This is a genomic window from Hymenobacter sp. HSC-4F20, assembly GCF_019599275.1.
In the GTDB taxonomy this organism is placed as follows: Bacteria; Bacteroidota; Bacteroidia; order Cytophagales; family Hymenobacteraceae; genus Hymenobacter.
Genome location: NZ_JAHZTD010000002.1, coordinates 1,412,935 through 1,433,432, shown reverse-complemented (window position 1 = coordinate 1,433,432; position 20,498 = coordinate 1,412,935). Strand labels below are relative to the sequence as shown.

At 56.4% G+C, this 20,498-nt stretch carries 18 protein-coding genes; 9 read left to right on the top strand and 9 right to left on the bottom strand.

All coding sequences use genetic code 11. The annotated features are described in order from the left end of the window. Nucleotides 1-202: 202 nt before the first annotated feature. Complete coding sequence (locus K3G63_RS15890; RefSeq protein ID WP_220615057.1) at nucleotides 203-547, bottom strand: hypothetical protein; 345 nt, start codon at nucleotides 545-547, stop codon at nucleotides 203-205. A gap of 591 nt (nucleotides 548-1,138) precedes the next feature. On the opposite strand from K3G63_RS15890, the gene K3G63_RS15885 reads away from it, so the two are divergent. From K3G63_RS15885 to K3G63_RS15870, 4 genes are all read left to right on the top strand, one after another. Further along, nucleotides 1,139-1,789 carry an RNA polymerase sigma-70 factor gene (locus tag K3G63_RS15885; protein WP_220615056.1) on the top strand — a complete coding sequence of 217 codons (651 nt, stop codon included), beginning with the start codon at nucleotides 1,139-1,141 and terminating at the stop codon, nucleotides 1,787-1,789. Between the two features lie 126 nt (nucleotides 1,790-1,915). Next, complete coding sequence (locus K3G63_RS15880; protein WP_220615055.1) at nucleotides 1,916-3,028, top strand: FecR family protein; 1,113 nt, start codon at nucleotides 1,916-1,918, stop codon at nucleotides 3,026-3,028. Nucleotides 3,029-3,217: 189 nt separating this feature from the next. Then, the gene (locus tag K3G63_RS15875; protein ID WP_220615054.1) at nucleotides 3,218-6,706 is read left to right on the top strand and encodes a SusC/RagA family TonB-linked outer membrane protein; all 3,489 of its coding nucleotides are present in this window, start codon (nucleotides 3,218-3,220) and stop codon (nucleotides 6,704-6,706) included. A gap of 24 nt (nucleotides 6,707-6,730) precedes the next feature. Next, complete coding sequence (locus K3G63_RS15870) at nucleotides 6,731-8,245, top strand: SusD/RagB family nutrient-binding outer membrane lipoprotein (protein ID WP_220615053.1); 1,515 nt, start codon at nucleotides 6,731-6,733, stop codon at nucleotides 8,243-8,245. A gap of 181 nt (nucleotides 8,246-8,426) precedes the next feature. Here K3G63_RS15870 and K3G63_RS15865 read toward each other — a convergent pair whose 3' ends face one another. Further along, nucleotides 8,427-9,581, bottom strand: a complete 1,155-nt coding sequence (locus K3G63_RS15865) for a J domain-containing protein (RefSeq protein WP_220615052.1) — start codon at nucleotides 9,579-9,581, stop codon at nucleotides 8,427-8,429. A 145-nt stretch (nucleotides 9,582-9,726) separates the two neighbouring features. Here K3G63_RS15865 and K3G63_RS15860 point away from each other — a divergent pair, with 145 nt between their 5' ends. Genes K3G63_RS15860 through K3G63_RS15850 form a run of 3 tightly spaced genes read left to right on the top strand, consistent with a single transcriptional unit; the run spans nucleotide 9,727 to nucleotide 11,631 of the window. After that, nucleotides 9,727-10,113: a phage holin family protein gene (locus K3G63_RS15860; protein WP_220615051.1), complete on the top strand. Its 387-nt coding sequence runs from the start codon at nucleotides 9,727-9,729 to the stop codon at nucleotides 10,111-10,113. Between the two features lie 8 nt (nucleotides 10,114-10,121). Beyond that, entirely contained in the window at nucleotides 10,122-10,874 is a 753-nt protein-coding gene (locus tag K3G63_RS15855) for a hypothetical protein (protein ID WP_220615050.1), read from the top strand. Further along, nucleotides 10,852-11,631 (top strand): geranylgeranylglyceryl/heptaprenylglyceryl phosphate synthase, encoded by a 780-nt coding sequence (locus tag K3G63_RS15850; RefSeq protein ID WP_220615133.1) that lies wholly within the window; start codon nucleotides 10,852-10,854, stop codon nucleotides 11,629-11,631. Before K3G63_RS15855 ends, K3G63_RS15850 begins: the two co-directional genes overlap by 23 nt. Nucleotides 11,632-11,809: 178 nt before the next feature. On the opposite strand, the gene K3G63_RS15845 is transcribed toward K3G63_RS15850, so the two are convergent. The 7 genes from K3G63_RS15845 to panC form a co-directional block, all read right to left on the bottom strand. Then, nucleotides 11,810-12,733, bottom strand: a complete 924-nt coding sequence (locus K3G63_RS15845; protein WP_110976036.1) for an AraC family transcriptional regulator — start codon at nucleotides 12,731-12,733, stop codon at nucleotides 11,810-11,812. 157 nt (nucleotides 12,734-12,890) lie between these two features. Further along, nucleotides 12,891-14,030, bottom strand: coding sequence for an acyl-CoA dehydrogenase (locus K3G63_RS15840; RefSeq protein ID WP_220615049.1), 1,140 nt, complete (start codon nucleotides 14,028-14,030; stop codon nucleotides 12,891-12,893). A 286-nt stretch (nucleotides 14,031-14,316) separates the two neighbouring features. Then, complete coding sequence (locus K3G63_RS15835; protein ID WP_220615048.1) at nucleotides 14,317-15,015, bottom strand: zinc metallopeptidase; 699 nt, start codon at nucleotides 15,013-15,015, stop codon at nucleotides 14,317-14,319. A gap of 69 nt (nucleotides 15,016-15,084) precedes the next feature. Further along, complete coding sequence (gene rfaE2 / locus K3G63_RS15830) at nucleotides 15,085-15,564, bottom strand: D-glycero-beta-D-manno-heptose 1-phosphate adenylyltransferase (protein WP_220615047.1); 480 nt, start codon at nucleotides 15,562-15,564, stop codon at nucleotides 15,085-15,087. Between the two features lie 15 nt (nucleotides 15,565-15,579). Next, nucleotides 15,580-16,596: a lysylphosphatidylglycerol synthase transmembrane domain-containing protein gene (locus K3G63_RS15825; protein ID WP_220615046.1), complete on the bottom strand. Its 1,017-nt coding sequence runs from the start codon at nucleotides 16,594-16,596 to the stop codon at nucleotides 15,580-15,582. Between the two features lie 126 nt (nucleotides 16,597-16,722). Continuing rightward, nucleotides 16,723-17,070, bottom strand: a complete 348-nt coding sequence (gene panD, locus K3G63_RS15820; RefSeq protein ID WP_220615045.1) for an aspartate 1-decarboxylase — start codon at nucleotides 17,068-17,070, stop codon at nucleotides 16,723-16,725. A 121-nt stretch (nucleotides 17,071-17,191) separates the two neighbouring features. Further along, a complete protein-coding gene (gene panC, locus K3G63_RS15815) occupies nucleotides 17,192-18,043 on the bottom strand; it encodes a pantoate--beta-alanine ligase (RefSeq protein ID WP_220615044.1) in 852 nt (283 codons plus the stop codon). A gap of 119 nt (nucleotides 18,044-18,162) precedes the next feature. Here panC and K3G63_RS15810 point away from each other — a divergent pair, with 119 nt between their 5' ends. Continuing rightward, nucleotides 18,163-18,975 carry a glycogen/starch synthase gene (locus K3G63_RS15810; protein ID WP_220615043.1) on the top strand — a complete coding sequence of 271 codons (813 nt, stop codon included), beginning with the start codon at nucleotides 18,163-18,165 and terminating at the stop codon, nucleotides 18,973-18,975. After that, nucleotides 18,959-20,443 (top strand): DUF4270 family protein, encoded by a 1,485-nt coding sequence (locus K3G63_RS15805; protein WP_220615042.1) that lies wholly within the window; start codon nucleotides 18,959-18,961, stop codon nucleotides 20,441-20,443. Before K3G63_RS15810 ends, K3G63_RS15805 begins: the two co-directional genes overlap by 17 nt. The last annotated feature ends 55 nt before the right edge of the window (nucleotides 20,444-20,498 follow it).

Below are 20,498 nucleotides of genomic sequence, written 5' to 3'. Positions count from 1 at the left end.
TTAGTATGCGTTTAGTATGCAAAAACAGTAGAATATAGTGAAAACAAAGCTGCAATTCTTAGCAAGAACAGCCTAAAATAGCCCTGAAAGCCATATCTGTGTACCATACTAGAAAAAGCTTGTGGTTCAACCATTACCACAAAAAGGCCCTTCACTTCCGAGTGAAGGGCCTTTTCGTTTTTGGTGCATTGTAGTTTACGGCTCATCCCTGTAACGGCAGTGGGGAGCAGCCCCCGTGCCGCTGGAAAAACTCGCTGACCTGCGCCTGCAGCCCTGCTAAGTCATTGGTTTCCAACTCAGCCACAATTTGCCCTAAGGCTGATAGGTGCCGGGCAGTGCTGAGCAGGTAGCCGGGCTGCTGCACCCAAGCGTACGCATAGAGCCGGGTGCCATCAGAAGCGGAGAACTGGTGTTCGTAACGGACGTCAGAAGCAGGAATAAAGGAAGGCTCCGCGCTGGTTACGGGGTAGTCCCAGGAACGGTAAAGCGAAAGACGAATAAAGCCAAGCTGACGCAGGTAAGCATCTTTAACATCCGAGGAAAGCATAGTTGTGCTAGAGTACCAGCGGGTGGAGTTACCCAAACTGATCTTTGCAAGATGCACCACAACTAGGCGAAAGGAAAGGACCAACATACCCAGATTGTGACTGACCTATGATGCCTGGGAGGAGTGTTTTATCCCCTGTTTTAACAGATTCTGCGCATTCAAGAGCACTTAGGTTCCTCGTTTTGTGACTTGACCTAGTGTGTATCGGCACTCGGGTAAGAAGACTTTTATCCTCTGGTAGACCAGTAGCTACTGTTCCAGCCGGGCCTGCGCAGCCAAACAATTTCGGGAGGCAGTGGCAAGGGATATTGTCCATTACTGCAGGCCGAGGAGCGCAGCCGCACCACGGCCCGGCTCTACGACTAGCCGAGCCTGCCGGAGTACGTAGCTAGTGAACCCTTTGTCCGCTGGAAATTTGAGCAGCCTACGGCGGCTTTATGCGGAAGAAAATCTCTCGCTTGAGGCATTGGGTAGCTGCACCTCTTTTATTGCGCCGTGGCCTACCTTACGTATCTGATTTTACGGCCTTCTTGCCTATATAGCTGAGCTTATTTGCTTTACCCCCTAGGGGCAACTATCTTTCGCCGACGTATGCAGATGAATGCCGCCTCCCCCACTACCGAAGAGCTTGTGCAGCGCATAGCCGCTGACGACCGGCAGGCCTTTGCATTGTTCTTCACCCGCTACCACGGCAAGCTGCTCACATTTGCCATGCACTACGTGCGGGCCCGGGAACTAGCCGAGGAGGCGGTGGCCGATGTGTTTCTGAAGCTGTGGCAAAAACGCGCTACTCTAACGGCGGTCAGCCACATTACCAGCTACCTCTATATTGCCGTCAGGAACCAAGCCCTGAACTACCGGCAGAAAATGGAAAACCAGCCCAATCTCTCCCTGGAGGACGTGCCGCTGGGCCTGACCGTGGAGCCAATGACCCCGGAGCGGGAGCTACTGACAGTGGAACTGCAAGCCCAGATTCAGGCGGCAGTTGATAAGCTACCGCCTCAGTGTAAGGCTATTTTTCGTTTGATTCGGGAAGATGGCCTCAAGTACCGGGAGGTAGCGGAAATCATGGGTATTTCGGCTAAAACCGTAGAGGTGCAGATGGGCATTGCCATCAAAAAAATCAGTGCGGAGCTTCACCACTACGTGCGCCTGCGGGCCTCCCCCACTGCCACGGCGGCTAACCGGGTGCTGCGCATCGCCCTGAGCGTAGCACTGACCACGATTGGGGTATCAGCGTAATTCCGAACCCTACTCTGCGGGTGCTGCCGTGTAATTTCAGCCACCTTTTGGGCGTGATTAGGGGAATCCGCCAGCAATTATGTCTGTACATGGTACAGGAGCCGCACTCAGCTCCTGTTTTTCAACATGGAGCTATCAGCGTTACACGAACTTATCGGGAAGAAACTGGCCGGTGAGCTTTCCACTCCAGAGCATGAGGTGCTGGAGGCATGGCTAGCCCAGGCTACTGCCGAGGAGCAGTTCGTGTACGAGGAAACCATCCGGTACTGGCAGACCCCGGTGCCCCCGGCTGTGTCGGCGGAGGACACGGCTGCCGCGCTGCACCGCCTGCTGGCTCAACTCGATGACTCGGCCACAACAGAGCACGTGCCCCAAGCATCAAGCCGGCGCCACGTGCTTCTGACGCCTGTTGCCCCAGCACCGTGGTGGCGTACGCGCGTGGCAGCAGCAGTGGCTGCTTTGGTAGTGGCGGGCAGCGCCGCCGTAGGATTTTGGCGCTACCACCACTCTGTCAACGGTACCGACATTCCGCTGGCCTTCGAGGAGATGACTACAGCCCGGGGGGCTACCTCCAAGGTATTGTTAGCCGATGGTACCGCCGTGTGGTTGAATGCCGACAGCCACCTGTGGTTTCCCAGGTCATTTCGAGGGGGCCAGCGGGAAGTGTATCTCGATGGCGAGGCTTTTTTCGACGTGAAACCGAATCGGCAGCAGCCCTTCATTATTCACCTAGGGCAGGAGCAGGTGCGCGTGCTAGGCACGTCTTTCAACATTAAAGCCTACCACGAAGACGAAACCATGGAAACGGCGGTGGTGACGGGCAAGGTTGCCTTTATCCGCGCTGGAACTGAGTCGGCTACCTCCCCCGATACGGTGTATGCCGTGCCAAACCAACGCGTGGTGTACTCTAAAAAAACGGAAGCGCTACGCCGGGAAACGGTAAACAGCCAGGATTACGCCACGTGGAGCCGGGGCGGCTTCGTGTTTCAGGCCACGTCGCTGGCCGACGTGGCCCGCGCCTTGGAGCGTCACTATAATGTGCAGGTACAGTTTGCCAACGAGGAGCTTCGGCGCTGCCAGCTGACCGGCCGCTTCCGCGACCAAAGCCTGCGCGAGGTAGTAAGCATCCTGTCGCTCACCGGAACCTTCGGCTTTGAGTTGACCAACGAGCGGCTGCTCATCACCGGTCCGGGTTGCGCACCGGCAGCTTTGGCTGCTCCTGCAGTACACGCGCTATAAGCCAGAACGGCGTATATTGGGGAATCGACTTGCTCTACCCCTATTTGCGTTTTCGATTGCATGAAGTATTGGCCGCTGTCTTCCGTAGTGGAAGCATGGGTTAACATCGGCACAGGATGGAGCCGCTATGGACGAAAAGTTGGTACCGCGGCGGTACTCGCAGCACTTGTTGTTCATAGCCACCCGCTTGTGGCGCAAACGACTGCGATTGTCGTAACACTGCACACCAGTCGCGGCGACTTTCCTACGGCACTGCGCGAACTGGAGCGGCAAAGCCAGTACACTTTTGTATATGGCAACAACCAGTTATCGGGCCGTTCTGCCCCTGCGCTCAGCCTTGTTAAAGTGCCCTTGCAGGAAGCCCTGCAGCAGTTACTTCACCCCATTGGTTTAGACTACCGTATCGTCGGGCAGCAGATTATCCTGCTGTCCCGGGTATCACCGCCGGCCTCTGCTGCTAGCGCTGCCCCCGGCCCGGTGCCAGCAATTGTGGGGCGCTCCGTGCAGGGCCGTGTAGTAGCGGAGGGCACCGGCCTAGCCCTACCGGGCGCCAGCGTGCAGGCAAAGGGGACTTCTCGCGGCACTGTGGCTTCGGCAGAAGGCTATTTTTCCCTCCGAGTTGTACCTACTGATTCCGTGCTGGTTATAAACTCTCTGGGATTTGCCAGCCGGGAGGTACGCCTAGGCAGTCAAACCCAGCTGTTCGTTACGCTGCAAGAAGACACCCGCTCACTGGCGGAAGTACTGGTAACCGGCTACGGGCTAGCCCGCGAACGGAAGTCGCTGGGCTACTCAGTGCAGGAGCTAGCAGGAGCTAGCCTGGTTGAATCACGGGAGCCTAACTTTGTTAATTCCTTAAGTGGCAAACTCGCGGGGGTGCACCTGAGCCGCACTGGGTCGGGGCCTATGGGCTCTACCAACCTGATTATCAGAGGCTATACTTCCCTTACCCGCGACAGTCGGCCGCTGGTGGTGGTAGATGGGGTACCCATTGACAACCGCAACCCGCTCCAGGCTACCCGGTTTGGCGGGTACGACTCAGGGGACGGGCTTTCCTCGATTAACCCCGAGGATATCGAGAGTATTTCGGCGCTGAAGGGTGGCAATGCGGCAGCGCTCTACGGAAACCGCGCGGCCAACGGAGTTCTGGTTATCACTACAAAGAAGGGAAAGCCTGGTTTTGCCCTGAAGGTTAGCTCGACCACTACGTTTGACAAGGCACAGGTGCTGGCTGACTACCAGAATGAGTACGGCCAGGGCAGCCAAGGGCACTTTCTGACGGATGCAGCAGGACAATTGCTTCTTACTCCGGAAGGATACCCGCAACTGGAGGAAGCCCGGGAGCTGGTGGGCAGCTGGGGCCCCCGCATGGAAGGGCAGCTGGTACGACACTGGACGGGTGAACTCAAGCCCTATGCTGCCCAGCCCACTAACCTCCAGGATTTCTTTCAACTAGGTTATACTACGACCAACACAGTAGCCTTGTCTACGGGTACCGACCACTCCACGCTACGCGTCTCGGTGGCGGATATGCGAGGACGCACTACCTACCCTAACAGCCGGCTTAGCCGCGACTTCGTGACCCTGCGCGGCACCCGACAGCTGACTACCCGCTTGTGGGTTGATGTGAAAGTGGCCTATACTTACTCGCGCAATGGCAACCGGCCAACGCTGGGCGCAAATCCCGACAACGTAATGACCCAGTTTCAGCGTCTGCCGCGCAGTATTGACCTAGATGATTTGCGCCCTTACCGCGACCCGCAGACTCTGCAACCCGTGTTGTGGAATCAGAACCGGGGTACGGCCTTTCGTACTACCATGCGTCAGAACCCTTTCTGGGCCGCCTACCTCAACACGAATCAGGCGGCTCAGCACCGTCTCAATGGCTCCGTAACGGCGCGCTACGATCTTACCGACTGGCTGTGGCTGCAGCTGCGCGGCGGCACCGACCGCTACGCCACGGATGTGGGGTACCGCTATGCCAGCTACACCTCCTGGAATAGCACAGCCGTACCAGACCGGGGTGGGGTTGCCGAAAGTAGCCTCACGATGCAGGAGGATAACTTTGATTTTATTTTGAGCGGCAACCGCCGGCTGGGGCCGCACTGGTCCCTGACGGGGCAGGCATTTGGCAGCTTGCTGCAGAAGCACAACGAAACGCGCGGTCAGACCGGGCAGGGGTTGCTGACGCCCAATGTGTTTACGCTGAATAATGCCGCCAGCAAATCGCCAGTACACTCCTACTCCCGGCTCGAGGTGCAGTCAGTTTTTGCCCGCGCCCTGCTGGCCTACCGCGAAGCGGTGTTTCTGGAAGCTACTGGCCGCAACGACTGGGACTCTACCCTGCCCCGCGGCAGCTGGTCGTACTTCTACCCCAGCACTTCGCTGGCTACGTCCTACACTGAGTTGCTGGGCTGGCATTCGCCGGTGCTTACCTCAGGCAAGCTGCGCGCCTCCTGGGCGCGCGTGGGCAAGGGGGCGGGGCCCTACGAGCTAACCACTCAGTACGATTTTGGCTCGGGTGTACCCGAAGCCCCTGGGGTAGGCGCTTCGCACCTGGGGCAGCCGTTTGCTACCCTACAGGATCAACTGGCCGTGCTGCACCTCAAGCCCCAGCTTACCCGCTCCATTGAGCTGGGCTCCGAAATGCGCTTTGGTAAGAACCGGGCGAGCCTGGATGTAACGGCTTACCGCACCAATACCTTTAACCAGGTCACGAGCGTGCAGGTAGCGGCCGCATCCGGTTTTCGGACCCAGCTCATCAACGCCGGAAACATTCAGAATCAGGGGCTGGAAATACTTGCCAGCGCGGCTCCACTGCGCCCCGGCACCCGCCTGCAGTGGGACCTGACGCTGAACTGGGCCACAAACCGCTCGAAAGTGGTACGCCTCAACGAGGGGAGCAGCACTTATCAACTAGGAACCGAAGCCAACCGGGTGGCCATTGTGGCACAAGTAGGCCGGCCGTTCGGTGACATTGTCGGCACGCAGTTCCAACGCGCCCCCGACGGGCAACTGGTAGTGGGCGCTGATGGCCTTCCGCTGGAGCCGGGTACGACGACGGCCCGCCTGGGCAACTTTCAGCCTAATTGGTTCGGGGGCCTGCTCAACCGCTTCACCTACCGCAGCCTGAGCTTGAGCGTGCTGCTGGATGCCCGGTGGGGCGGCCAGATATATTCTGTTTCTCAGCAGCAAGCGGCCCTGTTCGGCAATGCTGGCGCCACGCTGGGCGGGCGGGCGGGCTGGTACGCCTCGGAGGCTGCCCGTGAGGCTGCTCAGGTATCGACAGCTGATTGGACGCCCACCGGCGGCGTACTGGTCGAAGGGCTCCTACGCAACCCCGACAACACGTACACACCCAGCCGCCGCTACGTGAACCCGCAGGCGTACTGGGCCCGCTTATCAACTATTGCGGAGCCCTTTGTTTACGACGCCACGTTTATCAAACTTCGGGAAGTGACCCTTACGTACCGGCTGCCGGCACCTGTGGCTGCCCGACTCGGACGCTTTAAAGGAGCTAGTATTGCTCTTGTCGGCCGCAACCTGGGGTTTCTCAAGCGCAGCACTGCGGGCTTCGACCCAGAATCGGCGTATAACCTTTCCCGGGCCCAGGGCCTAGAGTCAGGGGCTTACCCGAACAGCCGAACCGTTGGGTACTACCTTACCCTGGACTTCTAACCTTCAGCTGCGGCTGACTTGCTCATGCGACGACTTTTTCCTTGCTCTGTTCGTTGTCTGACCTGCGCCCTAGGGCTGTTGTTGACCGCAGCCTGCACGGATAGGTTTGCTGAAATCAACACGGACCCCACCAAAGCCGGTGACGCCTCGGCCGACATGCTGTTTTCGCGGGCGCTAAAGTACGGGAGCCTATACGACAACGACCAGCAGGTGGGCGAGCATCTGCACGCAAACATGTGGGTGCAGTACTTTGCCAACTCCACCCCCGGCTTCAGCACCGACCGGTACGAGAGCAACGACCAGTGGGCGACTACCTTCTGGAATGATTTCTACTCGGGCTATGGGATGGATCTGCAGCAGGCTATCCGACACGTAAATCAGAATCCGAAAGACGTCAACAAGCTCAGCCAAGCCCGCATCTGGCGCGCGTTCCTCTTTCAGCGTATTACCGATTACTGGGGCGACGTGCCGTACTTTTCCGCCTTTCAGGGCGCAGACGGTCATACCCAACCGGCCTACGATGCGCAACGCGGCATTTACTCTGACCTGCTGCGGGAGCTACGAGAAGCAGCAGCGGCTCTCGATGACGCCCAACTCAGCAACTATGAGGCTGCGGACCTTCTGTATGCCAACCCGGCCGCCGCATTTCCGGCCCCTACCACAGCCGGCGCTAACGCCCGGTGGCGGCACTTTGCTAACTCGTTGCGCCTGCGCACGGCCATGCGCCTGACCAATGCCGATCCGCAGCTGGCCGAGCAGCAGGTACGGGCAGCCTTGGCCGATGGCGTGATGGAAAGTAACCAGGAGTCGGCCATTATGAAGAATACCGGCGAGAGTATCCGCATCAACCAGAACCCGCTGGCCGTGGTCCTTAGCTTCGGCGACTGCCGCATCAGCGCCACGCTGGTTGACTACTTAACTCGCTACCACGACCCTCGGCTGCTCGTCTTCGTTGATGCCGTATCAGAACTGAACCCGGCGCGTATTGGCTTACCTAACGGGCTGTCTACGGTGCAGCTTACACTTCGGCAGTACAGCCCCGCTTACTTTTCGCAGGCAGGCGCCCGCTACCGCTCCCTGGCGAACGATCAGAACCTGCTCACGTACGCGGAAGTCTGCTTTCTGCGGGCCGAGGCAAGCCTGCGAGGATGGGACGATGCTGGCACGGCGGAGTACTGGTACACTACCGGGGTGCGGGAGTCATTAGCGTTAGCAGGCATCTCTACCCCTGCGGTGGTAGCCGCTTACTTACAGGAGCCGGAGGTGCGTTTTACTCCGGCCAATGGTTTACAGCAGATTATTACCCAGAAGTGGCTTTCCTTATTTGGGCACAACGGGTTTGAGGCATACGCGGAGTACCGCCGCACGGGCTTCCCGAATCTACGCCCTATTGCCAGCACCGGCGAAACTAATGGCCAAGTACCTCACCGCCTGCGCTATCCGCAGTCGGAGCAGCGGCTGAATCCTGCTTCTTACCAAGCCGCCCTCACGCAGCAGGGCCCCGATGCCATGACTACTCCGGTATGGTGGGACAATTAATTTTTCTGATTTTGGGGTACTGGCTTAGGGGATAAAGCTCTACCGGGCGTCTTGTAGGTAGAATCCTTACCTACCCTCCCGAGCGCAAAATTGGGCATTGTGTGTGCAGTGCAGCTATGGGTGAATTTTTACCCGTTATTACTAGTGACCAAAGCCCCTTTCCGGACGCGGGAAGGGGCTCTTATTTGCTAGGCTGCGGGCAGGTGTCGGCCCGGGCCGCCTCCGCAAACTGGTAGCCCTGCACCACGGCCCGCCGAAAAAATTCGCAGGCTTCAGTGGCATTACCTTCCTGCTGCGCAATCCGGCCCAGCAAAAAATACACCTGCCCCTGCCGCGGGTAGGTCGCCAGCACCTGCCAATAATCGGCCCGGGCTGCCCGCAAGTCGTGTGCTTTAAAGTGCGCCAGGCCGCGGTAAAGCAGCAACTGTGCTTCAACATATGCGGGCTCGGCAGCGGCCGTGCGCAACCCTGCATCAAAGTCCCGACGGGCGGCGGCGTATTGGTGAGCGAAGAGCCGGGCTTCACCCCGCAGCAGCCGGGCTCGCGCCAGGGTTGAGTCCTGCTCCAGTGCCTGCCGGATAGTTGTCTGGACCAGATCAGGACGCTGCAGGGCCCGGTAACATAAGCTCAGGCGCACCAATAGTTGCGCCCGCCGGGCCGGGGATGTGGTTTCAGCCAAGGCGGCTCGGTAGTCGGCAGCGGCCAGGGCCGGGTGGTGGTAGATGATTTCTTCCAGTTCGCCCCGACGCCGAAGTGCATCCGCGTAATCGGGGCGAAAGTGTAGGGCTTCGGAAAAAAAGCTGTGCGCTGCGCTCCACTCCTGCCGGGCGTAGGCTGCCAGGCCGCGCCGGTAGTTGCTGGCCGCCGTTACGCGGTACATCGTAATGCGCACAGCCAGCACGAAGAGCAAAATGCCGCCGATTAGCAGCAGTATCAGCCGCAAATCACGCCGGGTAAACTTTACCCGCTGGCGGGGAATAGTGCGGTAGTGCCGCTCGTGCGAGCCGGCCGGACGCCGGGTGCGCACGGCGGGAGTAGGCGGGGGCATGGGCACGCCATACACCCGCTGGCCCTGGTTCCGAAACTGCTGTTGCCGCCGTACTTCCTCCGCCCGCCGGGCCGCTACCTGCAATTGAAAATCGTACTGAGCGCGCCGCCCAGGGTCGCCGAGCACGTGGTAGGCAGCGGCCACAGCCTTGAACAGTTCCTCGTGCAGCGAGCTACCCCCGTTTTTATCCGGGTGGTACTTCACTGCCAGTTTCTTGTAGGCCAGCTTTATCTCGCGCGCCGTAGCGGTAGGCGCAATACCTAGTATCTGGTAGTGATTCTGGCTCAAACTGTAACAGTATATAGTAAAAGTACGCCAATTTTCAGACACAGCTTTCCCTTTTCCGTAAGAAAGGGCTATCTGCAAAACCGGCTGCGGCGTGGTTTTCTGACCTGTGAACCTGTAACATTGTTCCCCGCAAAAATTCTCCCCTATGGGCCTGTTCTCCACTGAAGACGACGCCACCAAAACGCCCCGCACCGATAACCTGATGGGCAACTTGATGGGCTACCTGGATACCCGGATTGACTTGGTACGTCTCGAAACACAAGAAAAAGTTAAAACTGCCTTCGTGGGTACTGTCCACGGCGTGACCCTGGGCATTATCGGCCTGATGTTCTTTCTGTTCCTGAACATATTTCTGGGGCTGTTGCTCAACGACGTGCTAGACAGCCCGTACTGGGGGTTTGGCATTGTGGCTGGCTTCTATCTGGTGCTGCTTATCATTTTCGTGGTCGGAGTAGATAAAAAGCTATTCCAGGGTCTGGCCGATAAGCTCCTGAACAATACCATCTATAAATCTGATAAACGTCAAGCCTAACCCCTCGTATGGCCGATCTGCATAACCCGCTGTTTGAAGATGAAAAAGAGTTTCTGGAGCGCCAGAAGCTGGAATACGAACGCGCCCTGATGGGCGACGTGGAAGGCATCAAAGCCAAAACTCAGGTAGTCAGCAAGTACGTAGCCATCGGGGCTGGTGTGCTGGGTGGCGTCTGGCTGCTGACCAAGGCGTTTGGCGGAAAAAAAAAACACGCCGCCCTCCAAAACGAAGATGAGTATGCGCGGCATCAGTTGAAAAGCGCCAGCCGGCCGCGTCGGCCCGTAGCCACGACCGATGTTGACACTGCCGTAGCCGATGATCTGGGCTTCGGAACGGGTCATCATCACTACGACCGGGGCCGCGCCGCCGTGCCCTCGCATCGCACGCATTCGGAACGGGCCGACATTGCCCCTGAGGTGTACCATACCGATGCGGATCCGTTCCGGCCGCTTGGCTTTGATGGTCCCACTGCCTACCGCTCCGTGCCTGCATCCCGCCCCGCTGCGCAGTCTGGGGAGGCTTCCTCTATCTTAGCTAGCGCCGTAAAGGCGTTCCTGCAATCTGATACGGGTAAGCTCTTGGTGGCTCAGGCTTCGGCTGTACTCATGGCGTACGTGGCCAAGAAGGCCGGCGAATATTTGCCAATCCTTAAAAATCCCGACCTTGCATCTTCAGGCCCGGTTCATACCGAGCCCGAAACCAAGGATATTGAATTTACTTATCACCACGACGACGCGGATGCGCCTCACCAGCCTGTATGATGCCTTAAGCAAACGCCGGACGCACGGCCAGAAGTCGCTGGCTGTGCTGCTGGACCCCGATAACCTAGATGAGGCTGGCTGCCGGCGCGTGCTGGAGCTTAGTGAGCAACATACGGTAGAGTACTTTTTTGTGGGTGGCAGCTTGGTGATGAACTCTCGCCAGGCTGCCCTCATTCGTTTTATTAAAAGCCGCTCGGCGGTGCCCGTGCTACTCTTCCCTAGCCATAGCCTGCACCTCGACAACCAAGCGGATGGCATTTTACTTCTGTCCCTGATTTCGGGCCGTAACCCCGATTTTCTAATTGGGCAGCATGTTATTGCCGCGCCGCTGCTACGCCAAAGCAACCTTCAGATTCTGCCTACTGGCTACATGCTGGTAGATACGGGCCGCCAAACCACGGCCAGCTACATCAGCGGTACTACCCCTCTGCCTCACGACAAACCCGGCATTGCGGCCTGCACAGCTATGGCCGGCGAGCAATTGGGCTTGCGTCTAATGTACCTCGATGGCGGCAGTGGTGCCTTATATCCCGTATCGCCCGCTATGATTCGGGCCGTGCGCCAAGCTGTTGATGTTCCGCTGCTAGTTGGAGGCGGTATCAACACCACTGAGAAGGCCCACGCCGCACTAGCTGCCGGCGCCGATGTCATTGTTATTGGCAACCAGATCGAAAAATCCCCCGACTTTCTGGCGGACGTAGCCCAGGTAGTGCGCAGCTTCAACAACTCACGAATACTGGCAGACTCGACGGATTAGGCGGATTCTATAGCCAATTGAGTTCTTCAAAAGAAGTTCGTAGTATGCCAAGGTCTAGGCTGCTACTCTCGCTTCTGCTATTTACCGGCTCCGGCAACACAAAAAGCCTCGCTAAATGCGAGGCTTTTTGTGTTATTAAACACTCCAATTACTTCACCGAATCCGCTGGAATCAATGATTAAATATTCATGGCCGACTCTCGGCGGCGCATTTTACCGGCCGGAATGCCAAACATCATCTTGAAGCGGCGGCAGAAGTAAGCAGTGTCCTTATAGCCCACTTCTTTGCCAATGTCGCGGATGCTTTTCTTGGTAGTGCGGAGCAGGAACACGGCGCGCTCCATACGCTGGTACTCAATGTAATCCTGGGGGTTGATACCCGTCAACATCTTGAAGTACTGGCCTACGTAATCTTCGCTCACGTTAGCTACGCCAGACAACACCTTATTCGACAGGTCGCCGCCGATGTTCTCCTTGATGTAGTTGAACAGATCGATGAGACGAGGATCCTTGAAGTACGTGCTGTTAGTGGCCAGCTGTTCCACGAACATCTTGTTTTTCAAGATGTAGCGTACAATCTCCACCACAATGTTCTCGGTGTAGATAGTAATAAGCCGCTCGCGCCCGGGCAGTTCCTGCAAGCTCTCCTCCACTACCTTAATGACGAGGTTAGCCAATTTGGAGTTGCCCGTAATCAGAAAGGCCGGCACATCGAGGGAAGCAAAGAAGTTCACCGAGTCGAACACCTTGGCCTCGAAGCTCACAAAAGAGTGGCTTTCCTCTGCGTCGCCGATAAGGTCCAGGTCCGAATTCGAATGGAAGAACTTGTCCTTATTAGTAATCAGGTCATCGTTGGTAATGCTCTTGTTTGAAGATTCCCCGTAGGTCACCTTCGTGGCACGGCCACCAGGAATAAAGAGCATTTCCCCTTCCTCTACTACCTGATCTTCGTCGCCAAAGGATATACGACCTTTATGCAACAGAATCAGGTTATTACCTACATCATAGGAGTTGCGTACCGTGAAAGGCTGCTGCAACACTAGATTTTTCGCCTTGATGTATCGAACACCAAGCGACTCAATCACTTTATTATAATCTTCCATCTTCGACGGGCATTTTGAAAGTCAGGTGTAGGGAAGGAAATAGTACCCCGCACTAATCCAATGCAAAATAACATATAAAAATTCACACAAACACAAAACCCAGCCTAAAAAGGGCTGGGTTTTGTGCAATACTTCTGACTTTTAGGCAATTCAAAAGCTATTTCAGAATTTCCCGAGAGATTACAATTTTCTGAATCTCAGAAGTTCCCTCGTAAATCTGCGTGATTTTGGCGTCGCGCATTAGGCGCTCCACGTGGTATTCCTTCACAAAACCGTAGCCTCCGTGAATCTGCACAGCCTCAACAGAGGCTTCCATAGCCGTCTTGGAGGCGAACAGCTTGGCCATAGCCCCCGACTTGGCGTAGTCGCGGTGGGCGTCTTTATCGGCGGCAGCTTGCAAGCAGAGCAGGCGGGCGGCGTCGATGTTGGTAGCCATGTCCGCCAGCTTGAATTGAATGGCCTGGTGCTGGGAAATTGGCACCCCAAAGGCCTTGCGCTCCTTTGAGTATTTCAGGGCCAGCTCATACGAGCCGGACGCAATTCCTAATGCTTGCGCAGCAATACCAATGCGGCCACCAGCCAGTACTTGCATGGCAAACTTAAACCCGAAGCCATCTTCGCCGATGCGGTTTTCCTTGGGCACCTTCACGTCGTTGAAAAGCAGGGAGCAAGTATCAGAGCCGCGGATGCCCAGCTTGTTTTCCTTGGGACCTTGCACAAAGCCTTCCATGCCTTTCTCCACGATGAGCACATTAATGCCGCGGTGCTTCAACTCGGGGTTGGTTTGGGCTACTACCAGGTACACCGAAGCAGTGGTGCCATTAGTAATCCAGTTCTTGGTGCCATTGAGCAGGTAGTAGTCGCCCTTGTCTTCGGCGGTAGTGCGCTGGCTAGTGGCGTCCGAGCCGGCTTCGGGCTCCGACAGGGCAAAGGCGCCAATAATCTCCCCCGAAGTTAGGCCGGGCAGATACTTACGCTTTTGCTCCTCGGTGCCGTATTTCTCCAAGCCCCAGCATACCAGTGAGTTATTCACTGACATAATAACCGAGCAGGAAGCATCTACCTTGCTGATTTCCTCCATGGCCAGCACGTAGCTCACGGTGTCCATGCCGCCGCCACCGTACTCGGGGCTTACCATCATGCCCAGGAAGCCCAGCTCCCCCATTTTCTTTACCTGCTCAGCAGGAAACTTCTGGTGCTCGTCTCGTTCGATAACGCCGGCCCACAGTTCACTCTGGGCAAAGTCGCGGGCAGCGGCCTGAACGGCCAATTGTTCTTCAGTGAGCTGAAAATCCATGTACTGTAAAAGGGGGGTGGGGTGGGAAAAGCTTCTGTAAACGGCCCGGGGTAAACTCGCGGGCAGGCCTCAAAATTAACGGACTAGTTTGCACATTACGCAGGCAGTTCACAATTTTTTAGTAGGCTAGCAGAATAATGCGGCTGCCTGCTTTTTAGGTTCCCAGCCAGCCCTGTTTCCCTACCAATGCAGCAAGTATAAGAGGGCCGCCACCATTCCTGACGGGAAAAGAAAACCGCCGCCTTTTACGGGCAGCGGTTTGCTGTTTAGGGATTCAATGAAGCGCTTAGCGCCGGTCGCGGCTACCCATGAAAATGCTCACGTAGTAGAGCAAGGTAGCCAAGGAGCTAATGGCCGCCACCACATAGGTCATGGCAGCCCACCACAAGGCATCCTTAGCCATAGCGTGTTCCTGAGGCGTAACAATGCCGCGCTTATCAATCCAGGCCAGGGCTCGTTTTGAAGCATCAAACTCCACTGGCAGGGTCACGAAGGAAAACAAGGTAGTGAGGGCGAACAGCACAATACCTACCCCTAATGGAACAAGTGTAGTCCGAACCATTACCACCCCGGCCAGTAGCACCAGCGGCATAAACTTCGAGACGGCGCTCAGGGCCGGCACCATGGCCGAGCGGAACTGCAGGGCGCTGTAAGCGGTGGCGTGCTGCACAGCGTGGCCGCACTCATGGGCCGCTACGGCAGCAGCAGCGGCGCTACGCTCAGCATACACTTCCTCGCTGAGGTTTACGGTCTTATCGGCAGGGTTGTAGTGGTCGGTGAGGCGGCCTTCGGTACTGATGACGCGCACATCCGTAATGCCGTGGTCGGCCAGCATCAGTTCGGCAATTTGTTTGCCCGAAAGGCCCGACTGCAACCCAATCTGGGAGTACTGGGTGAATTTACTGCGGAGCCGCCACTGAATTAGCCAGCCGGCCACCATGGCCAGAAGGATGATGAGATAAACGGGGCTTGAGCTGTAGTACATGGGAAAGGTGATTAGAGTGAGGAGCAACGAATCACGAGGATCAGGAGCACCGCTACCCTACCCCCCGGTTCAGCTATTGCCTACAATTCGCTCGACGATGCGCGTGGTGCTGTAGCCGGCTACCAGTGGTACGGTCAGCACCTGGCCACCGTTCTGTAACACCACTTCGTGGCCCACAATTCCACTGATTTGGTAGTCATCGCCTTTCACCAGAATATCGGGGCGGATGGCTTCAATCAGGGCCAGCGGGGTTTGCTCATCGAAGAGCACTACGGCATCTACAAACAAAAGCGAGGCCAATACCCGCGCCCGTGACACTTCGTCTTGCAGGGGCCGGCCGGGCTTGAGGCGGCTGACGGAAGCATCGGTGTTCAACCCTACCACCAACCGCTGCCCCAGATGACGGGCTTTCTCGAGGTAGTCGACGTGGCCCAGATGCAAGAGGTCGAAGCACCCATTGGTAAAGACAACCTGCTCCCCGGCAGCCTTCCAGCCAGCCACCGCGGTCAGCGTATCCTCCAGGCTTAGTATTTTATCTTTCGTCCACATGAGGATCAACTCCGATTAGGTGAGAGCAACCTGTTTTACTGCCCGTCCTGATTTCATCATGCTGGCAACGAAGCTAATGCCGCCCATCAGCACGACCAGCAGGGTTTGGGAGCCGTGTACCACTAGGGCGTAGGCAATACCAGCCTCCTTGCTAATGCCGTACACCAGCAGGGTACTTTGCACCATCAGGTGAAAAGCACCAAAGCCCCCCTGCACGGGGGCAGCCATGCCGAAGGCCCCGAAGGTCAGCACGGCGAGGCCAGCGGCGGGCGTTAGGCCGGCTGTGGCTGGGAAGGCGAAAAAGGCGAGATAATCCATGAGGTAGTACACCAACCACGTAAAGGCGGTATGCAGCAGAAACAAGCCCGGGCTGCGCAGCTTCCGAATACTGAACACACCGTCCAGCATACCCCGCACGAAGTTCTCCAGCTTCACGAACAAGGCGTGCTGCCGTAGCTTTTCCAGGTTGCGAAACAACGCGTAGCCTAGCATCAGTAGTACCAGCACGGCCACACCTGCCACAGTAAGCAGCAATTGCTTGTGGGTAGCCAGGGAGTCGTAGCGGTCAGAGAACAGGCTGACTACGAAAGCCCAGAATTTCTGAAAGTCCAGCAGCAGCGTTAGGCCCAGCAGGCCCGCCAAAATCAGCAGGTCGATGACCCGCTCCGTTATAACAGCCCCTAACGACACCTGCACGGGCACCCGGCCCGTCCGGTTCAGCACGGAGCAGCGAATCACTTCTCCCATGCGGGGCAGCACGAGATTAGCCAGATAGCCTACCATCATGGCGTGATACACATCCCAGTAATTGGTGGGCTGCTTGCTGGCTTCTAGTTGCATCTGCCACCGATGGGCCCGGCTGAAGTAGCCAAGTGCCGACAGCAGCACTGTCAGACCCAGCCAGACGTAGTTGGCCTCACGCATGTACTTTCCTACCAGTGCGAGTTCCTGCCCGCGCAGGGCGTACCACATCAGGAGCCCCGATAGCACTAATAGCAAACCGTATTTCAGAACATTCAGCAGGTGCTTCATGGCGGTAAATAGGTAAATGTCTGTTCGCCAAACAAGAAAATAGCTGGTGAGCCAGTGCTCCGGCCACCTACTTACACGAGGCTACTCCGGTCTTGGCTCACCAGCTACTAGCTTGCCTACAGGCAATTAGTTGACGTGGTTATGCTGGTCGGGGAAGATAACAGTGGGCTTATGGGCGCGGGCTTCAGCGAAGTCAATAAGGGCGTAAGAGATAATAATGATGATGTCTCCTACAGCCACGCGGCGGGCTGCCGGACCGTTCAGACAGATCATGCCGGAACCCCGCTCGCCTTTGATAGTGTAAGTTTCAAACCGCTCCCCATTGTTGATGTTCACAATCGTGACTTTCTCATTTTCCACCATATTCGCCGCATCCAGCAGGTCTTCATCAATGGTAATGCTGCCCACGTAGTGCAGCTCCGCCTGCGTAACCTTAACGCGGTGAATCTTTGACTTGAGAACCTCGATATGCATGGGTGAAAAACGGGTGATTTTTGGGCGGCAAAGATACGAAAGGGAAGTTGGGAGAAGTCCCACAGGAAGCTATATCCTCGGCTGCCTTATAGAAGGCAAAGAGCCGATCTTTTATTCTGGGCTAACGCGCTACTACTACATTGTCAATGAGGCGTACCCCGCCTATATATGCTGCCAAGCATACGGCAACGGCTTGTCCTGGCTGCCACTCTGCCAGAGGCTGCAAAGTCTGAGCATCCACTACCTCCACGTACTCCGTCTGAATAGTGGGCTCTGTAGCCAGCACCCCCTGGGCCGCCTCCAGAACAGCAGCTGGGGTAGCCTGGCCTTCTTGCACTACTACTGCGGCTTGTTGAAGAGCCTGATAGAGCAAAGGAGCTACGGTCCGCGCAGCAGCATCCAGCCGTCGGTTTCGCGACGACATGGCCAGCCCGTCGGCTTCGCGCACGGTAGGAAAGGCAACCAGTTCCAGGTTAAACGATAAGTCGGCTACCAACTGCCGCACAATGGCTACCTGCTGCAAGTCCTTCTGTCCGAAATACGCCCGGTGCGGAGAACTCAGGTGAAATAGCTTGCTTACTACCGTGGCTACCCCATTGAAGTGTCCTGGCCGGTGGGCACCCTCCATTACGCGCTCCAGCGCCCCAAAGTCAAAGCGCAGCACTGTAGGCTGCGGATACATCTCGGCGACGGAGGGCAGAAATAACGCGGTGCAGCCAGCAGGGGCCAGCAAAGTTGCATCAGCCTCCGGCAAGCGGGGGTAGAGTTGAAAATCCTCGGCGTTGTTGAATTGAGTCGGGTTGACAAAAATACTGGTCACCACCACGTCACACTCCTGAGCTGCGGCGCGCACCAATTGCAAGTGGCCCTCATGCAGAGCACCCATCGTTGGTACCAAGCCAATGCGCTTGTTTTCGCGCCGCCACATTTCCGTGCGGGCATGCAACGCCGCCACGGTATTGAGTATCTCCATAGAGTAAAGCAGGCACTTGAACGAGTGCCGAATGAGTTAGGTTGAAATTTCCCTCAAAAATGTTTAATTTTGTGCATCCCAAAGTGTTGCCCTTTCCTAATCACCCCAACTGACTCTATATGTCCAAGTTGAGAATACTCTACGCTGCCACGGAAATCAACCCGTTTTTGCAGACCACCAAGGTAGCAGAGTTTTTGCGGCGCCTGCCGCAGGGAATGCAGGAAATGGGGATGGAAATCCGCATTTTCGTACCCCGTTTCGGCATCATCAATGAACGCAAGAACCGCCTGCATGAGGTAGTGCGGCTCTCGGGCATTAACATTGCCGTGGGCGAGGACGAAAAGCCACTAATCATTAAAGTCGCTTCCATTCCGAACGCTAAGCTGCAAGTATACTTCATCGATAACGAAGATTACTTTCACCGCAAGTCCGTGTTGGTAGACAAGAACGACAAGTTCCACGCCGACAATGATGAACGGGCTATTTTCTTCTGCAAAGGTGTGCTGGAGACGGTGAAGAAGCTAGGCTGGGCCCCTGACATTGTACACTGCAATGATTGGATGACAGGCCTGATTCCGATGTACTTGAAAACGACCTACAAAAAGGATCCGATTTTCAAGGACGCTAAATCGGTATTCACCATCTACAACAATGAGTTCGACCACAAATTTGAGGGCGACATCATTGAGAAGGCAAAAATGCTGGACATTGAGGACGATATGCTGGCGGCGCTGAAAACAGCCGACTTTGGCGGCTTCATCAAAGTAGGCATGGAATATTCCGACACGGTCGTAAAGTCCGACGAAGAGTTCAGCGAAAACCTGAACACGTTGTTCACGGAGTATTCTACCAAGAAACAAATTGAGCAGGTCGGCGCTGATGACAACCTGTTGACTTCTTACTACGCTCTCTATAATGAATTGGCCAGCTAGCGCCAGCCGACTCCCGTCGGTTTCCCTCTTTGCCGTTTCTCTGCTGGTCCTTGCCAGTTGCGAAAAAGCCAACGACCTTGGTCTGGAGCTACCCGGCACTTCTCCTATTACTTCACAATACCTTGATTTGCCCGTTGCGACGTACACCGTACGGCAGCAACCGGTAGAAACTGTAAACAGCGACTATGTGCTGGTAGGCCGGCTGCGCGACAGCAAAGTGGGCACCACTACTGCGCAAGGCTTCTTAAACCTGCAGTACAACGCCACGCTGAGCCCTCCTGATTCTCTGCCCAGCAAGACGGCCCGCCTGGATTCTGTGGTATTTAGCCTGGGGTTTAACCAGGTATATGGCACTACGTCTCAGCCGTTGCGGTTTAATTTCGCAACTCTGCAACAGCCCTTAGATGCTCGGACGGTGTACAATTCTGCCTCGGCAGGCCCGTCCAGTACAGTGCTATTGACAAATATTGCTGCTCCTCTCAACCGGGAGATAAAAGTTTGGCAGCAGCTTTCCACAAACACGACCAACAACCGTGACAGTGTGCAGGTGACAGTTGTTGACAAGGTATTGCGCCTTCGTCTGCTGAAGTACCCGGCCACTACTACACTGGCTAACTCAACTTTTGCGGCCCTCCAAGATGCCTCCTTTAACCAGGATAAGCTGGACGCCGTGTGGAAGGGGATTTTGCTGACTCCAACAGCAAACTTTGCCGATAATATTGTCGCCTTTAGCCGTTCCTTCAACTCCCGGGTTGTCTTCTACTTCAGTGGCACAAATGCGAGTGGCAAAAACTGGAACCGCCATGCGTATAGCCTAGTGGCTGGCCCCCTCCCGGCTAATGCCCTAACCGCTGGCCCGAAATATTTCACGCAAATCACCACTGATTTATCCGGCACACCCCTGGCTAGTCTGACAACCAGTGCTCAGCAGGTTAGCTCTGCTGCGACGGATGAATACACGTATTTGCAGGATGGTACCGGTCTGGCTACTCGCCTGGAGTTTCAGGGGCTGCAAGCCCTTACCAACAAACCGGAGCTGGCAGTTAACCGCGCTGAGCTGCTATTGCCTATTCAGCAGAATACAAACGGCCTCTTCCCCTACCCAGCCAACGTATTCTTGTACGAAGCAAACGCCAGCAACCAAGTTCTGACGCGAGCCGTGGGCGCAACCAGCTACGAGCGACTGGTGCAGGCGGAAGGCGTCGTCCAGAATGTGCGTATCACCCCCACAAGTGTAGGTAGTCCCGCATCAGCAGTGCTGTATCCTAGCTACGATGCTCCGCAGTACTACAGCGTTCCGCTCACGGAATACCTGCAAGCCTATCTGCAAAACCGCTTGGAGGGAGAATTGCCATCAGCGCTGCTCTTATCACCCATTCTGCGGACTGATGCCAGCCTGACGCTGAACCGGGCGCAGCTTGATGCCAAGAATATCAAGTTGCGCGTATACTATTCCAACCTCCGCTAAACAGCATTTTGTGCTAGTGCTGTAAAGGCACAAGGGCGGCACGGCTTTTGCCGAT